Genomic DNA, 14,547 nt, shown 5'->3' with positions numbered 1-14,547 from the left:
GTGGAGCCCGATCGAAAGGAAACGGTGATGATTGTGCATCACCGTTCGCCAATCGTCTTGTAGGACCGTGCTTCATCGGACTCAGCGGTGCCTGCGGTTCAGGCATCGGCCTTGCGGCTCAGGAACAGCGCCAGGGCCAGTGCCGGCAGCAACGCCACGGTCACGGCGGACAGGTTCCAGCCGAAATGCTCGTAGAGCGGACTGGCGACCAGCGATCCCAGGGCGCCGCCGACAAAAATGCTGGTCATGTACACGGCATTCAGGCGGGCCCGGCTGTGCGGATCGATGGCGTACACCTCGCGCTGGCCCAGCACCATGTTCAGCTGCACGGCGAAGTCCAGCAGCACCGCGCAAACCACCAGCCAGACATAGCCGCTGCCCGGCAGCGCAGCGATCAGCAACGAGGCTGGCGCCAGCAACAGTGCAACGAGCGTCCCGCGCCGACCGTGCCCGGCATCGGCCAGGCGCCCGGCAATCGGCGCTGCGACCGCGCCGACAGCGCCGACCAGGGCAAAAATCGCCACCTGTGCCTGACTGAAACCGTGGTGCCGCATCAGCTCGATGGGTGCGAGGGTCCAGAACAGGCTGAAACTGGCGAACAGCAAGCCTTGATACAACGAACGCTGACGCAGAACCGCGTGCCGACGGGCCAGCGCAAACACCGAGCCGATCAGCGCAGCGTACGTCGCCTGATGGCTCGGGACGCGGCGCGGCAAGGCAATCGCCATGATCAGGGCGATGACAGCCATCAGCGCCGCTGCGCTGAAAAACACACCGCGCCAGCCGAACACTTCCACCAGCAGACTCGACAGTGGCCGCGACAGCAGAATGCCCAGCAACAGGCCACTCATGATGTTGCCCACCACCCGGCCACGGGTTGCCTCGGGCGCCAAATGCGCGGCCAACGGCACCAGAATCTGCACCGCCACCGAAGTCAGGCCGATCAGCAACGACAGGACAAGGAACATCGACGGCGAGTGCGTCAGGCCGGCGCACAACAGCGTCACGCTCGCCGCCAGGGTAAAGCCCACCACCAGCCGGCGGTTTTCCATCAGGTCGGCCAGCGGCACCAGCAACAGCAGGCCCAATGCATAACCGAACTGCGTGAGGGAAACGATCAGACTGGCATTGGCACTGGACAGGCCGATCTGCGGCGCGATCAGTTCGACGATCGGCTGAGCGTAATAAAGGTTGGCCACGACCGCGCCGCAGCAGAATGCCAGGAACGCGACCATCAGGCCGGAAAGAGAAGCGGATGGTTCGGCCTTGGCCGCCGCTGCCGGATTGCCCGTAAGCATGATGACACCTCGATGAGTTTGGAAAAGTGACGCCAAGGCTAAGGGCTGCTTCGGCCTTCGAGTATCCACTCCTCGGGCAATTGAGTGATGCGCCAAATGCAACGCCCCCCGGCGTTGCACTTGGCGCAACGTGCTATTGCGCGGTCCGGCAATACCCGGACGCATGCACCTTCTCTACCCTTGGGCACCTGGCGCAGGGCTTTACATCGGCGCCCTTCCCCGGTCGTTCAAGGAGTTGTCGAAGATGCCAAATCTGTCCCTCACGCCCACCGCGTGCTTCTTGGGCAACCGCTCATGAACGGCCATTTCATGAGATCCAGAACGCTGTGGATCAGCGCAGCAGCCCTCGCGTCGATCGGGGCAATCGCGGCCCTGGCGCTGATGTGGCGGCCGGCAATTGCGCCGGTCGAACGCCCGCAAACCTTCGACTCCGCGCAACGGCAACGCGGCGCACGAGTGGTCGAGGCTGGCGACTGTGCGGTGTGTCATACGCGGCCCGGCGGCCAATACCTGGCTGGCGGACTGCCGCTGGTGACGCCGTTCGGCACGCTCTACAGCACCAACATCACCCCGGATCCACAGACCGGCATCGGCCAATGGTCGCTGCCGGCCTTCGAGCGGGCGATGCGTGAAGGGATCTCCCGCGACGGCCACTTCCTGTACCCGGCCTTCCCTTACGTTCATTACCGGCGCATGAGCCAAGACGACATCGCCGACGCCTATGCGTACCTGATGAGCGGCCCGGCCGTGGACTCGCCGCCACAACAAAACCGCATGAACTTCCCGATGAACATCCGGCCACTGGTGTCGTTCTGGAACCTGCTGTTTCTGCACGGAAAGCCGCTGACACCGCTGGCGGAGCAATCGCAGGCGTGGAATCGCGGACGCTACCTGGTCGAAGGCCCCGGTCACTGCGCCGGCTGTCATTCGCCGTTGAACCTGATCGGGGCCGAGAAGTCCGGCGAAAGTCTGGCCGGTGGCAGCGTGGATGGCTGGGACGCGCCGTCATTGCTGGGCACGGCGCACCGGGCAAATCCGTGGAGCAGCGAGCAACTGGTGAGTTACCTGCGAGCCGAAGTGGTCGACGGACACGGCACGGCGGCGGGCCCGATGCGCCCGGTCAGTCTCGGTCTGGCGCGCTTGCCCGTGGAAGATGCCCAGGCGATTGCCGAATACCTGCTGAGTCTGCCGGCGAAAACCGCGATCAACGAAATTCCGAGCGCCAGCGCTGAACCTGCGGATCGATCCTCTGGCGCGCTGCTGTTCGCCAGTGCCTGCGCCGGCTGCCATGCCCAAGGCGCGCCGATGCGTGACATCGACGGCCGCCCGGCACTGGATCGCACCTCGGCGCTGCAGGCTGCCAGCCCGCGCAACTTTGTGAAAACCGTACTCGAAGGCATCCCGGCAGAACCCGGCCAGCCGGGGCCGGTGATGCCCTCGTTCGCCGCCAGTCTCGACAACGCTCAACTCGACGCCCTGGCCGTCTACCTGCGCCATCAGGCCAGCCCCGACCAACCGTGGACCGACCTTCCTGCCACCCTCCAAGCGCTACGTCAGGAGACGAAATGACTCAGATCACCCTCAACGTCAACGGATCCACCCAGGCTCTCGAACTGGAGCCCGACATGCCGCTGCTCTATGCGCTGCGCAATCACCTGGGCCTGAACGGCGCCAAGTACGGCTGTGGTCTGGGCCAATGCGGTGCCTGCACCGTCATCGTCGATGACCAACCGGTGTTTTCCTGCCTGACACCCTGCGCCGGTCTCGAAGGCAAAAAGGTTCGGACGGTCGAGAGTCTGGGAACCGCCGAACACCCCGGCTCTCTGCAGCAAGCGTTCATCGACAAACAGGCCGCTCAATGCGGTTACTGCATCGCCGGCATGTTGATGCGTGCGCAGGCATTGCTGGAAAGCAATCCGCAGCCCGACGAGCAGACCATTCGCGAACACATGTCCGTCAACCTCTGCCGCTGCGGCACGCACTTGCGCATCATCGACGCGATCAGCCTTGTCGCCCGGCAAAACGGGAGCGCGCTATGACGACGATCAATGAGGTCGATCACAGTCGCCGTGCGTTCCTGCGCGGGGGCGCTCTGCTGGTAGCGTTTGCTTTGGTGCCGGTCTCACGCCGCGCCCTGGCTGACACCGAAGTCGATACCCTCGGCACGGTCGTGCTAGCGCCGGACCTGCCCGGCAGCCTGCGCACCAACCCCTGGCTCGATGCCTGGATCCGCGTCGGCCACGACGGCATCACCGTCTACACCGGCAAGGTCGAACTGGGCACCGGGGTCAAAACCGCGTTACTGCAAATTGCCGCTGAACGGCTGGAGGTCGCCCCGACCGCGATCAACCTGCTCACCGCCGACACCGCACTCACGCCGAACGAAGGCTACACCGCCGGCAGCCACACGATTTTCGACAGCGGCACCGCGCTGTTCAACGCGGCGGCGCAAGTGCGCGAGATGCTGCTGGAAGCGGCCGGGCGCAGCTGGAACGTTGCGCCGGCGCTGCTGACGACACGGGACGGCATCATTCTCGGCCCGACCGGGCAACGCATGTCCTACGCCGACGCCGTGCAGCAGGTCGATCTGCACCGCTACGCAAAATCCGCATCGCCCTCGATGCCGCCGGCGTCATTCAAGCTCATCGGCCATTCGCTGCCACGCCTGGACATTCCGGGCAAAGTCAGCGGCGGCGCCGCGTTCGTGCAGGACATTCGCCTGCCGGGCATGCTCCACGCCCGGGTCATCCGCCCGCCGCGTCCCGGCTGCACACTGGAAGCCATCGATACGGAATCGATCAAGACGCTGTCCGGGGTGGTGCAGGTGATTCGCGACGGCAATTATCTGGCCGTTGTAGCGCGGGACGAATGGCAGGCGATCAAAGCCATGCGTCATGGATACGCTTCGGCGCGCTGGAGCGGCGGACAGGCGATTCCCGAATCGCGCGACATCCACACCTTGCTCGAACGTCTGCCTTCACGGCGTTATCCGATCAGCCATGAAGGCACGCCCCAAGGCGCCACCGACAACCAATATCGCGCCCGGGTGACCAAGCAATACCTGATGCATGGTTCGATCGGTCCGTCCTGCGCCGTGGCCTGGTTCAAGGATGGCGCCCTCACCGTCTGGACCCACACCCAGGGCGTGTATCCGCTGCGTGCCGGGATCGCCGAAATGCTGCGGTTGCCGCCCGAGCGCGTGCGCTGTATCCACACCGAAGGTTCCGGCTGTTACGGCCACAACGGCGCAGACGATGCAGCAGCCGACGCGGCGTTGATTGCCATGCGCGTGCCGGGCACGCCGGTGCGGGTGCAATGGATGCGCGAGCAGGAAAACCTCTGGGAGCCGTACAGCTCGGCGATGGTCACCGAGGTGCAAGCCAACCTTGACGCACAGGGTCGGCTGCAGGACTGGAACTATGAGCTATGGACCACGCCGCACAACGAACGCATCGTCAACGCCGGGCGCTTGCTGCCCGCACGCCTACTGGCCCGGCCGTTCGCCTCCGCACCTTCGGTGCCGATCGCTCAGCCCGAAGGCGATGGCGATCGCAACGCGGTGCCGCTGTACACCGTGGCCTCTTCGCGGATCGACATGAACTTCGTCACCGAAATGCCGTTCCGCACCTCGGCCATGCGCTCGCTGGGCGCCCACATCAACGTCTTCGCCATCGAAGCCTGCATCGACGAGCTGGCCGCCAAGGCCGGAGTTGATCCGGTTGCCCTGCGCCTGGCACACCTGACCGATCCTCGGGCACGGGCGGTGGTGGACCGGGTGCGCGATGCAATCGACTGGCCGCACAAAAGCAGCGACCCCGGCGCAGGCCTTGGTTTCGCCTTCGCACGCTACAAAAACATCATGGGCTACTGCGCCATTGCCGTGCGTCTTCGAGTGCATCCGCAGACCGGCGAAGTGCAGGTCGATCACGTTGCCACGGCGGTGGACGTGGGCCAGATCGTCAGTCCCGATGGCCTGCGCAATCAGGTCGAGGGCGGGATCGTGCAGTCCACCAGCTGGACGCTGTATGAAAAGGTCGCCTATGACGCCGGCGGGATCCGCAGCTACGACTGGAGCGGCTACCCGATCCTGCGCTTCTCGCAAGTACCCAAAAAGGTCGACGTTCACCTGCTCGACCAGCCGGGGCAACCGTTTCTGGGGGCCGCCGAAATCGTCCAGGGCCCCATGGCAGCCGCCATCGGCAATGCCGTGGCGAACGCCACCGGACGACGCTGGCTGAACCTTCCGCTGACCCGCTCGCAACAGCCTTCCTGAACCACGCCACGTTGCATTTCACGCAATGCAGCGTGGCGTCGCGTGTGGATTATCAAGCACCGGACAGCCGCTTAACGTAGGGCCATCCGGTGCCGGCCCCAACGCCCGACACCGTCCACCGACCTTTTTCGAAGACTGGAGAACCCCCATGACACAACAACTGTTCCGCCCCATTGCCCTCGGCCCCTACACACTTCCCCACCGGGTGGCGATGGCGCCGTTAACCCGCTCCCGTGCCGGCCAACCAGGCGACATCCCGACGTCCATGAACGCCGAGTACTACCGCCAGCGGGCGAGCGCCGCGCTGATCATCACCGAGGCCACGCAGATTTCCCGTCAGGGTCAGGGTTATGCGTGGACGCCTGGCATCTACAACGATGAACAAGTGCAAGCCTGGCGCGAAGTCAGCCGCCAGGTACATGAGGCCGGCGGCTTGATCTTCATGCAGCTCTGGCATGTGGGCCGCGTATCGCACCCAAGCTTTCAACCGGACAACGCACTGCCGGTGGCGCCTAGCGCATTGCCTGTGCCGGGCAAGACCTTCATCGTCGACGACGAGGGCAACGGTGTCTGGGGCGACGTGCCGGTGCCGCGCGCACTGCAAACGTCGGAGATCGCCGACATCATCAACGACTACCGCCGCGCCGCACGCAATGCGCTGAAGGCCGGGATGGACGGCGTGGAAATTCACGCCGGCAACGGCTATCTGCTGGACCAGTTCATCAACAGCAACAGCAACCAGCGCACTGACGGTTATGGCGGCACCCTGGAAAATCGTGCGCGCCTGTTACTCGAAGTGGTGGCGGCCGTGGTCGACGAAGTCGGTGCCGACCGTGTCGGCGTGCGCCTGACCCCGATGGGCCGTTTCATGGGCATGGGCGATGAATCGCCGGAGGCCACATTCGGCTACATCGTGCGCTCGTTGAACCGCTGGAAGCTGGCCTACCTGCACCTGGTCGAGCCGGCCGTGGTCGGCACCGTCAAGGACGAAAATTTCGACCCGCGCTGGGACGCCATCATCGCTCAGTTGCGTGATGCGTGGGGTGGCGTGCTGATGATCGCCGGCGGCTACGACCCCGAGTCGGCGGATCGGGCGCTGGCCGACGGTCGCGCCGACATTATCGCGTTTGGCCGACCGTTCCTGGCCAACCCTGATTTGCCCCGGCGAATCCGCGAAGGCCTGACGCTCAACGCACCGGACCCGAGCACGTTCTTTGGCGGCGATCAACGTGGCTACACCGACTACCCGGTTTACGCCCACTGATACGCTGAACAGCGGACACAAAAAAGGCCTGCCATACCGGCAGGCCTGTTCGTTTCAGCGACCGTTACTGCTTGAGAATCAGCAGCGGCTCGCCCTTCTTCACAATGTAAGTCGCCAGTTCCGAGCCCTTCTCGTTGCCGACGTTCTTGGCGATATGCGCCACCCCCGCCGGGATGAACAGCGAATCACCCGCCTTGAGCGTCACCGGTGCCTGGCCTTCCAGTCGGTATTCGAACGTGCCGCTGATCACGTAAGCCACTTCCACACCCGGATGCGCGTGGTTGGGCGACGTGACGCCCGGTTCGAAATCGACGCGAGCCTGGATCACCTCGCGATCCGCAGCACCCAGGTCCTGACGAACCAGATCGGTACGGCTCAGGCCTTGTTGCCAGTTCTTCGCCGGGGCGGCGGATGGGGTGTCAGCCGCGTGGGCGAGGCCGGTCATCGAAACGAGTACGGCGGCAGCGGTCATCAGAAGTGTGCGGCGCATGGTGTTGTCCTCTTGGAAGTCGTGGTGTGTTGGCACCTACTTTGGGCGAGGCCTGTATGCGGGATGTGTCCTGATGACGGGGTTTGTTACCCGACTGTATACGGCGCTGGAATGGATACACGTTCATACAAACGGGCTTGCAGTCAGGCGCCCGACTCCGGATCGCTCGCCGGCAGGCCACGCGCTTCTTTGTCTTCATCATCCTTGGCGCTGCTCTGCGGATCGGCGTCGGCGCTTCCCGAGCCGTTGCCGTCCTGCGGATGCTCAGAACCCACCGAATTGTTGGCCGCCACATCGCTCATGTCTTCTTCCAGTGGCGCTTCGTCGTCCGGCGGCAAGGGGACTGGCGACTCGTCTTTGCGCGGATCATGGCCGGTTTCGTTGTCGGTGGTACGCGTCACGGCCTGTTGTGACAGGTTGCCGGGTGCATTTTCATCAATGTCCATGGGGTTCTCCGTTCTGCTGCGGGATAGGGGTACCTGAACGTGTGAAACAAGCGCGTGCGGGTTAGTGCCCGGCATTGGACGAATGGCGCTCCGGTTGCCGAATGCCCCAGCGCTTCTATAGTGAAGGGGTTCATGCCCTCCTCCCGTCGAGCGCCCCATGGCCAGCACCGATCAACTGATCATCTGCGAGCATTGCGACTGCGTGTACGAAAAAGTCGCGCTGGCCAGACACCAGAAGACCCTCTGCGTGCGCTGCGGTGGCGTGCTCCAGCGCTACAACAACCTGAGCGTGGAGCAGCGGCTGGCCCTGAGTTTCACCGCGGCAATGCTGTGGCTGTTCGCCAATTTCTACCCGGTGATGAGCATCAGCATGAAGGGCCTGAAGAACAGCGCGACCCTGTGGGATTCAGTGCTGGCCCTGAGTCAGGGGCCGATTACCTTCATGGCAATGGTCGCGGCGATCTCGATCATCATCGCCCCGGCCTTTCAGTTGGTTCTGTTGATCTGGGTCTTGAGCTTCGCCCTCGCCTCGCGCCGTTCGCCGGGGTTCAAGCTGTGCATGCGCTGGCTGGAAACGCTGCGGCCGTGGAGCATGCTCGAAGTGTGTTTGCTTGGCGCGATGGTGGCGGTGTTCAAACTGGCGGGCATGCTCGACGTGATTCCCGGCATCGGCCTGTTTGCCTTGGCCGTGCTCAGCCTGTTGCTGATCCGCATCGCCGGGCGCGATGTGCGCGAACTGTGGGACATCCTATGAAACGACCACCGACTGCCAGCGAACTCAACCTCTGCCTGTGCCACAGCTGCGGGCTGGCCTGCGACATGACCGACGAGCCACACCAATGCCCGCGCTGCGACGCACCGCTGCACCGGCGCAAAACCAACTCGCTGACCCGCACCTGGGCCTACATGTTCGCCGCGCTGGCGTTTTACGTGCCGGCCAATCTGCTGCCGGTGATGAACACCACCCTGCTCGGCAGCGGCGCCGACAGCACCATCATGAGCGGCGTGCTGGAGTTCTGGGAACACGGTGCGTGGGACATCGCCCTGATCATCTTCATCGCCAGCATCGCTGTGCCGGGGGTGAAATTCGTCGCGCTGACCTTGCTGCTGGTCACCGTGCAACGGGACAGCCATTGGGCGCGCAAGGAGCGTTCGAAGCTGTACCGCTTCGTCGAGCTGATCGGCTATTGGTCGATGCTCGATGTGCTGGTGGTTGCGCTGGTGGCGGCGCTGGTGAAATTCCAGGCGCTGGGGGATATCGAGCCGCGCGTAGGGATTCTGTTTTTCGGCCTGGTGGTCGTGTTCACCATGCTCTCCGCCATGAGTTTCGACCCGCGCCTGATCTGGGACAACGCGCCGGACGAAGAAACGGAAAAACCCCGGCACTCGACTGAACAAGTGCCGGGGCATCAAGCGACTTAAATCAGATCTGCGCAGTACCGCCGTCAACGAACAACTCGATGCCGTTGACGAAGCTGCTGTCATCCGAGGCCAGAAACAGCGCAGCCTTGGCAATCTCGCTCGGCTCGCCCAGACGCCCGATCGGCACGATAGACGCCAGTTGATCGAACAGCCCCTGGGTGTGTTCCGCCGGCACCAGCCCTGCCAGACCTGGCGTGCGCACCGGGCCGGGGCTGATGGCGTTGACGCGGATGCGCCGTGGTTTCAAGTCCAGCAACCACGACCGGGCGAAGTTGCGCACCGCCGCTTTACTCGCGCTGTAGACGCTGAAGTTCTCCGTGCCCTGCACCGAGGTGGTCGACGAGGTCAGCAGAATCGAGGCGCCATCGCGCAGCAGCGGCAAGGCCTTCTGCACGGTAAACAGCGTGCCCTTCACGTTGGCGTCGAAAATCCGGTCGAAGTGCTCTTCGGTGATCGCGCCCAGCGGCAGCATGTCCCCGCCACCGGCGTTGGCGAACAGGATGTCGAGGTGCCCGGCCTTGGCGGAAATCTCGCTGTAGATGCGATCCAGATCCTCCAGCTTCGCCACATCGCCCTGGATGCCGATGGCCCGTGGGCCGATGGCGGCGACCGCTTTGTCCAGCTCGGCCTGACGACGGCCGGTGATGAATACGGTGGCGCCCTGGGCGACGAATTCCTGCGCCGAGGCCAGGCCGATGCCGGTGGTGCCGCCAGTGATCAGTGCGATTTTGCCTTCAAGTCTGTTGCTCATGATGAATCTCCAGTAACCTTTTCGAGGTTGGTGACGGGTCGTAGGTGAGCCGTTGGAAGCGACTTTAGGCCGATCGATTGAATTGAAAAATCCGCCAAATCGGTTTTGTTTGTGCACAGACATGCACAATACTCAGCCGTGTCCAATCCACTGAGCCCGAATCGATGAATCAGTTAATGGCGATCCGCACCTTCGCCCGCGTCGTGGAAAGCGGTTCTTTCACCAAAGCCGCCGACTCGCTGAACCTGCCGAAAACCACGGTCAGCAAACTGATCGGCCAACTGGAAAACCACCTCGGCGTACGCCTGCTGCAACGCACCACCCGCCGCCTCACCGTCACCGCCGACGGCGCTTCCTATTACCAGTTGACCCAACAACTGCTGCATCAACTGGACGATATCGATCAGGGTTTCAGCCAGGCTCAGGGCCTTCCGCGCGGCAGGATTCGCGTGGACATCGGCGGCTCGACCGCAACGATGCTGGTGATTCCCGAACTGCCGAAGTTCTTCGAACGCTACCCGGACATCCAGGTTGATCTGGGCGTCAGCGACCGCCCGGTGGACCTGATCAGTGAACGGGTGGACTGCGTGATTCGCGGCGGCCAGCTGACCGAACAAACCCTGGCCGTGCGCCGCCTCGGCGAAGTGTCCTGGACCACCTGCGCCACGCCCAGCTATCTGCAACGCCACGGCACTCCGAGCCACCCGCTCGACCTGGCCAGCCATCAGCTGATCGCCTACCGCTCGGCCTCCACCGGGCGCATCCTGCCGTCGAACTTCCAGCGCAACGGCGAACGCCATCAGATCGAAGGCAAAGGCCTGATCAGCGTCAACGAGAGCAACGCACACCTGGCGGCCGGCCTCGCCGGGCTGGGGATCATCCACACCTTCAGCTACACGGTCAGGACCGCCATCGAGCGCGGCGAACTGGTGCCGATCCTCGAAGAGTGGCGTCCGCCAGCGTATCCGTTTCATGTGCTGTATCCGCCGAACCGGCACTTGAGCAATCGGGTGCGGGTGTTCATTGATTGGCTGGTGGAGCGGTTTGCGCAGGTTGATTAAGCCTCGGATCCGCCCGGGAACGGGTTTGTTCATGCTGACGCCATCGTCGGATCGCCGCCCGGACCAAGCCCGCTCCCACAGGGTTTGCGCCGTCCTTGTGGGAGCGGGCTTGCCCGCGATAGCGTCGGTCCAGACACCTTCATTCCTACCGGCAAGACGCGCCGTTTCGTCTAACCTGACGTTGCACCCGACGATAACTGCCCATCGTCGGCGCACTGATCTTGATGCCCACGAATCGGAGAATTCCATGCTCAAGCGAACCCTGGCACTGACCGCTGGTCTGGCCCTGTCCCTGTCCGCCGTGCTGGCGCAAGCCGCTGAGGTGTTGAAGGTCAGCGCGATTCCCGATGAAGCCCCGACCGAACTGCTGCGCAAGTTCGAGCCGCTGGGGTCTTATCTGGAGAAGCAACTGAACATGAAAGTCGAGTTTGTGCCGGTGGCCGACTACCCGGCAGTGGTCGAAGCATTGGCCACCAACCGTCTCGATCTGGCCTGGCTCGGTGGCTTCACTTTCGTCCAGGCGCAGTTGAAAAGTGATCCAAAGGTCATTCCGCTGGTGCAGCGCGAACAAGACGCGCAGTTCACCAGCAAATTCATCACCGCCGACCCGAACGTCAAAAGCCTTGCCGACCTCAAGGGCAAGACCTTCGCCTTCGGCTCCGTGTCGTCCACCTCCGGCAGCCTGATGCCGCGCTATTTCATGCTCAAGGACGGCATCAAACCGGAAAGCTATTTCAGCCGCGTCGGTTACTCCGGCGCCCACGACGCCACCGTCGCCTGGGTGCAGGCCGGCAAGGTCGACGCCGGTGTGCTGAACGCCAGCGTCTGGCAAAAACTGGTGGACGCCGGCAAGGTCGACACCAACAAGGTCAAGGTTTTCGCCACCACCCCGGCCTACTTCGATTACAACTGGACCGTGCGCGGCACCCTCGACCCGGCTCTGGCGGCGAAGATCAAAAAAGCCTTCCTTGACCTCGACCCGGCCAACCCCGAGCACAAGAAAATCCTCGACCTGCAAGCCGCCAGTCGCTTCATCGAAACCAGCCCGGACAATTACAAAGGCATCGAGGAAGCCGCCCGCGCCGCCGACTTGCTGAAATGACGCTGCGCCTCAAACAGGCTTTTCTGCACCACACCAATGGCGTGGAGGCCTTGCGCGGCGTGGATTTACAGATCGAGGCCGGCGAGCAGGTGGCGATCATCGGCCCGTCCGGTGCCGGCAAATCCAGCCTGCTGAATATGCTGGCGACCGCCATTCGGCCCAGCAGCGGCGACATCGAAGTGCTGGGCGAGCGCGCCTGGCACTTGTCCGCCCGCCAACGGCAACGCCTGCGTGCGCGCATCGGTCTGGTGCATCAGGCGCCACCGCTACCGCCCCGGCAACGAGTGGTGACGGCGGTGCTGGCCGGCAAACTCGGCCAATGGAGCCTGGGCAAAAGCCTGATCAACCTGCTGCATCCGCTCGACGTGCCCGGCGCCCGCGCCGCCCTGGCAAAACTGGATCTGGCCGACAAACTCTTCAGCCAATGCCAGCAACTGTCCGGCGGGCAATTGCAGCGGGTCGGCATTGCCCGCGTGCTGTATCAGGCGCCGGAGGTGTTGCTGGCGGATGAGCCGGTCTCGGCGATGGACCCGGTGCTGGCCGGGCACACGCTGTCGATCCTGTCGCGCCATGCCCGGGAGCACAACGTCACGCTGGTGGCGAGCCTGCACGCGGTGGAACTGGCGCTGTCGCACTTCCCGCGCATCGTCGGCCTGCGCGAGGGGCAAATCCTGTTCGACTGCCCGTCCGCGCAGGTCAGCCGTGACATGCTCGACACCCTCTACGCCAACGAACAACTGCAATCCCCGGCGCCCGCCGTCACGCCGCTGGTTGTGCAGATTCCGCGATGCTGAGCGCCGACACCCGCGACCCCGCCGCGCTGCCCCGGTTGCTGCTGACCGTACTGGCGATTGCCTTGCTGTGGCCCGGCATTCAGCTCAGTGAACTGGATCTGGGCGTGCTGTTTCATGCCGACAGCCGGAGCGAAATGGGCCGCTTCGTGTCGATGTTCTGGCCACCGGCCCATGATCGCGAGTTTCTGCAATTACTGCTCAAAGCCACCCTGCAAACCCTGGCCATCGCCACCGCCGGCATGGCCCTGGCGCTGCTGTTGGCCGTACCGGCCAGCCTGCTCGCCAGCCGCGCCCTGTCGCTGACCGCCGCCTCCCGCAGCGGCCGCCCGAGCCTGTTGGGCCGCCTGCTGCGCTGGCCGGTGCGCGGGCTGCTGATCTTCCTGCGCAGCGTGCCGGAAATCGTCTGGGCCCTGCTGTTCGTGCGCGCCGTCGGCCTCGGCCCGGCGGCGGGCGTGCTGGCCATCGCCATCACCTACAGCGGCATGCTCGGCAAGGTCTACGCCGAAATCTACGAATCCACCGACCAACGCCCGGCCCACGCCCTGCTCCAGGCCGGCAGCGGCCGCCTCGCCAGCTTCGCCTACGGCGTACTGCCCAACGTCGCGGCGGAACTGCTCTCCTACACCGTCTACCGCTGGGAATGCGCCATCCGCGCCTCGGTGGTCATGGGCTTCGTCGGCGCCGGCGGCCTCGGCCAACAGATCGACCTGTCGATCCGCATGTTCGCCGGCGGCGAAGTCGCCAGCATGCTCCTGACCTTCCTCCTCCTCGTCCTCGGCGCCGACCAACTCAGCCGCCTGCTGCGCTGGAGGCTGGCATGAAACGCCTGATCAATTTGGTGCTGATTCTCGCCATTGTCGCGGCCGTCATTGCCTCATTTGCCTACCTGGGCCTTGATCTTGAAGAACTCGGCAGCGCTACCAGCCTGAAACAGATGGGTTTGTATGTGGCGCGCTTTCTCAGCCCGGACCTTAGCGCTGACTACCTGAACGCAATTCTGCGTGGGTCGATGGAAACCCTCGCCATGTCGGCCCTCGGCACCCTGCTCGCCGCTGTGCTGGGCCTGTTATTGGCGCTCCCCGCTGCTGGCCGATTTGGCTGGTTTTTTCAGAGTGCTGCGCGCCTGCTGCTCAACGCCCTGCGCGCGATTCCCGAATTGGTGTGGGCTGCGTTGATGGTGCTGGCGGCTGGGCTTGGGCCGAATGCCGGGACACTCGCCCTGGCCCTGCACACCACGGGCGTGTTGGGGCGGTTGTTTGCTGAAGCGCTGGAGAACACACCGCCGGAGCCGGCGGATGCGATCCGGTTGCAGGGGGGGGATCCGGTGACGGCGTTCTGCTACGGCACGCTGCCGAACCTGGCGCCGCAGTTGCTGGCGTATTGTTTGTATCGGTGGGAGAACAATATCCGGATGGCCAGCGTGCTGGGGTTTGTCGGGGCTGGGGGGCTGGGGCAGATGTTGTATGTGAGCTTGAGTTTGTTTCAGGAGGCGCAGGCGGGGACGGTGATATTGGCTATGCTGATTTTGGTGTGGGGGGTGGATTGGTTGAGTGGTTGGGGGCGGCAGAGGTGGGTCAAGGTTTAGATTGGATTGCCCGTCCACAGGTTAGTAATCGGCCATGGGAATCTTCAATCGCTTTGTATTC

Annotated in this window: 14 protein-coding genes and 1 pseudogene; 11 read left to right on the top strand and 4 right to left on the bottom strand. The window is 64.0% G+C overall.

Features of this window, described 5'->3' with window-relative positions; all coding sequences use genetic code 11:
• Nucleotides 1-98: 98 nt before the first annotated feature.
• A complete protein-coding gene (locus ACTJK7_RS12970; protein WP_108561638.1) occupies nt 99-1,298 on the bottom strand; it encodes an MFS transporter in 1,200 nt (399 codons plus the stop codon).
• A gap of 309 nt (nt 1,299-1,607) precedes the next feature.
• Here ACTJK7_RS12970 and ACTJK7_RS12965 point away from each other — a divergent pair, with 309 nt between their 5' ends.
• The 4 genes from ACTJK7_RS12965 to ACTJK7_RS12950 all read left to right on the top strand — a co-directional run bounded on the left by ACTJK7_RS12965 (nt 1,608) and on the right by ACTJK7_RS12950 (nt 6,835).
• Entirely contained in the window at nt 1,608-2,867 is a 1,260-nt protein-coding gene (locus ACTJK7_RS12965; protein WP_201818245.1) for a c-type cytochrome, read from the top strand.
• A complete protein-coding gene (locus ACTJK7_RS12960; protein WP_440780798.1) occupies nt 2,864-3,337 on the top strand; it encodes a (2Fe-2S)-binding protein in 474 nt (157 codons plus the stop codon). Before ACTJK7_RS12965 ends, ACTJK7_RS12960 begins: the two co-directional genes overlap by 4 nt.
• On the top strand, nt 3,334-5,571 hold the full coding sequence (locus tag ACTJK7_RS12955; RefSeq protein ID WP_440780800.1) for a molybdopterin cofactor-binding domain-containing protein: 2,238 nt from the start codon (nt 3,334-3,336) through the stop codon (nt 5,569-5,571). The genes ACTJK7_RS12960 and ACTJK7_RS12955 overlap by 4 nt, the downstream gene beginning before the upstream one ends.
• A 148-nt stretch (nt 5,572-5,719) precedes the next feature.
• Nucleotides 5,720-6,835, top strand: coding sequence for an alkene reductase (locus tag ACTJK7_RS12950; protein ID WP_108561630.1), 1,116 nt, complete (start codon nt 5,720-5,722; stop codon nt 6,833-6,835).
• Between the two features lie 64 nt (nt 6,836-6,899).
• Here the strand turns inward: ACTJK7_RS12950 and ACTJK7_RS12945 are convergent, their stop codons facing one another.
• Together ACTJK7_RS12945 and ACTJK7_RS12940 are read right to left on the bottom strand one after the other, a co-directional pair.
• Complete coding sequence (locus ACTJK7_RS12945) at nt 6,900-7,325, bottom strand: cupin domain-containing protein (protein WP_108561628.1); 426 nt, start codon at nt 7,323-7,325, stop codon at nt 6,900-6,902.
• 254 nt (nt 7,326-7,579) lie between these two features.
• Nucleotides 7,580-7,771, bottom strand: a pseudogene (locus tag ACTJK7_RS12940) (hypothetical protein); the annotation flags it as partial.
• A 157-nt stretch (nt 7,772-7,928) separates the two neighbouring features.
• Here ACTJK7_RS12940 and ACTJK7_RS12935 point away from each other — a divergent pair.
• Nucleotides 7,929-8,525 (top strand): paraquat-inducible protein A, encoded by a 597-nt coding sequence (locus ACTJK7_RS12935; protein ID WP_064381883.1) that lies wholly within the window; start codon nt 7,929-7,931, stop codon nt 8,523-8,525.
• Nucleotides 8,522-9,193, top strand: coding sequence for a paraquat-inducible protein A (locus tag ACTJK7_RS12930; protein WP_108561626.1), 672 nt, complete (start codon nt 8,522-8,524; stop codon nt 9,191-9,193). The genes ACTJK7_RS12935 and ACTJK7_RS12930 overlap by 4 nt, the downstream gene beginning before the upstream one ends.
• A gap of 1 nt (nt 9,194) precedes the next feature.
• Here the strand turns inward: ACTJK7_RS12930 and ACTJK7_RS12925 are convergent, their stop codons facing one another.
• On the bottom strand, nt 9,195-9,944 hold the full coding sequence (locus ACTJK7_RS12925; RefSeq protein ID WP_085611803.1) for an SDR family NAD(P)-dependent oxidoreductase: 750 nt from the start codon (nt 9,942-9,944) through the stop codon (nt 9,195-9,197).
• A gap of 164 nt (nt 9,945-10,108) precedes the next feature.
• Here ACTJK7_RS12925 and ACTJK7_RS12920 point away from each other — a divergent pair, with 164 nt between their 5' ends.
• The 5 genes from ACTJK7_RS12920 (at nt 10,109) to phnE (ending at nt 14,486) form a co-directional block, all read left to right on the top strand.
• Nucleotides 10,109-11,005: a LysR substrate-binding domain-containing protein gene (locus tag ACTJK7_RS12920; protein ID WP_440780804.1), complete on the top strand. Its 897-nt coding sequence runs from the start codon at nt 10,109-10,111 to the stop codon at nt 11,003-11,005.
• Between the two features lie 247 nt (nt 11,006-11,252).
• Nucleotides 11,253-12,107 carry a putative selenate ABC transporter substrate-binding protein gene (locus ACTJK7_RS12915; protein WP_102718319.1) on the top strand — a complete coding sequence of 285 codons (855 nt, stop codon included), beginning with the start codon at nt 11,253-11,255 and terminating at the stop codon, nt 12,105-12,107.
• On the top strand, nt 12,104-12,901 hold the full coding sequence (locus ACTJK7_RS12910; RefSeq protein WP_440780806.1) for a phosphonate ABC transporter ATP-binding protein: 798 nt from the start codon (nt 12,104-12,106) through the stop codon (nt 12,899-12,901). Before ACTJK7_RS12915 ends, ACTJK7_RS12910 begins: the two co-directional genes overlap by 4 nt.
• Entirely contained in the window at nt 12,895-13,722 is an 828-nt protein-coding gene (locus ACTJK7_RS12905; RefSeq protein WP_440780808.1) for a PhnE/PtxC family ABC transporter permease, read from the top strand. The genes ACTJK7_RS12910 and ACTJK7_RS12905 overlap by 7 nt, the downstream gene beginning before the upstream one ends.
• Complete coding sequence (phnE, locus tag ACTJK7_RS12900; RefSeq protein WP_440780810.1) at nt 13,719-14,486, top strand: phosphonate ABC transporter, permease protein PhnE; 768 nt, start codon at nt 13,719-13,721, stop codon at nt 14,484-14,486. The genes ACTJK7_RS12905 and phnE overlap by 4 nt, the downstream gene beginning before the upstream one ends.
• The last annotated feature ends 61 nt before the right edge of the window (nt 14,487-14,547 follow it).

Origin of the sequence: Pseudomonas sp. 22085 (assembly GCF_052045815.1) — a bacterium.
GTDB classification, from domain to species: domain Bacteria; phylum Pseudomonadota; class Gammaproteobacteria; order Pseudomonadales; family Pseudomonadaceae; genus Aquipseudomonas; species Aquipseudomonas glycinae.
The sequence above is the reverse complement of the archived record's forward strand: the minus strand, read 5'-3'. Positions and strand labels throughout refer to the sequence as shown.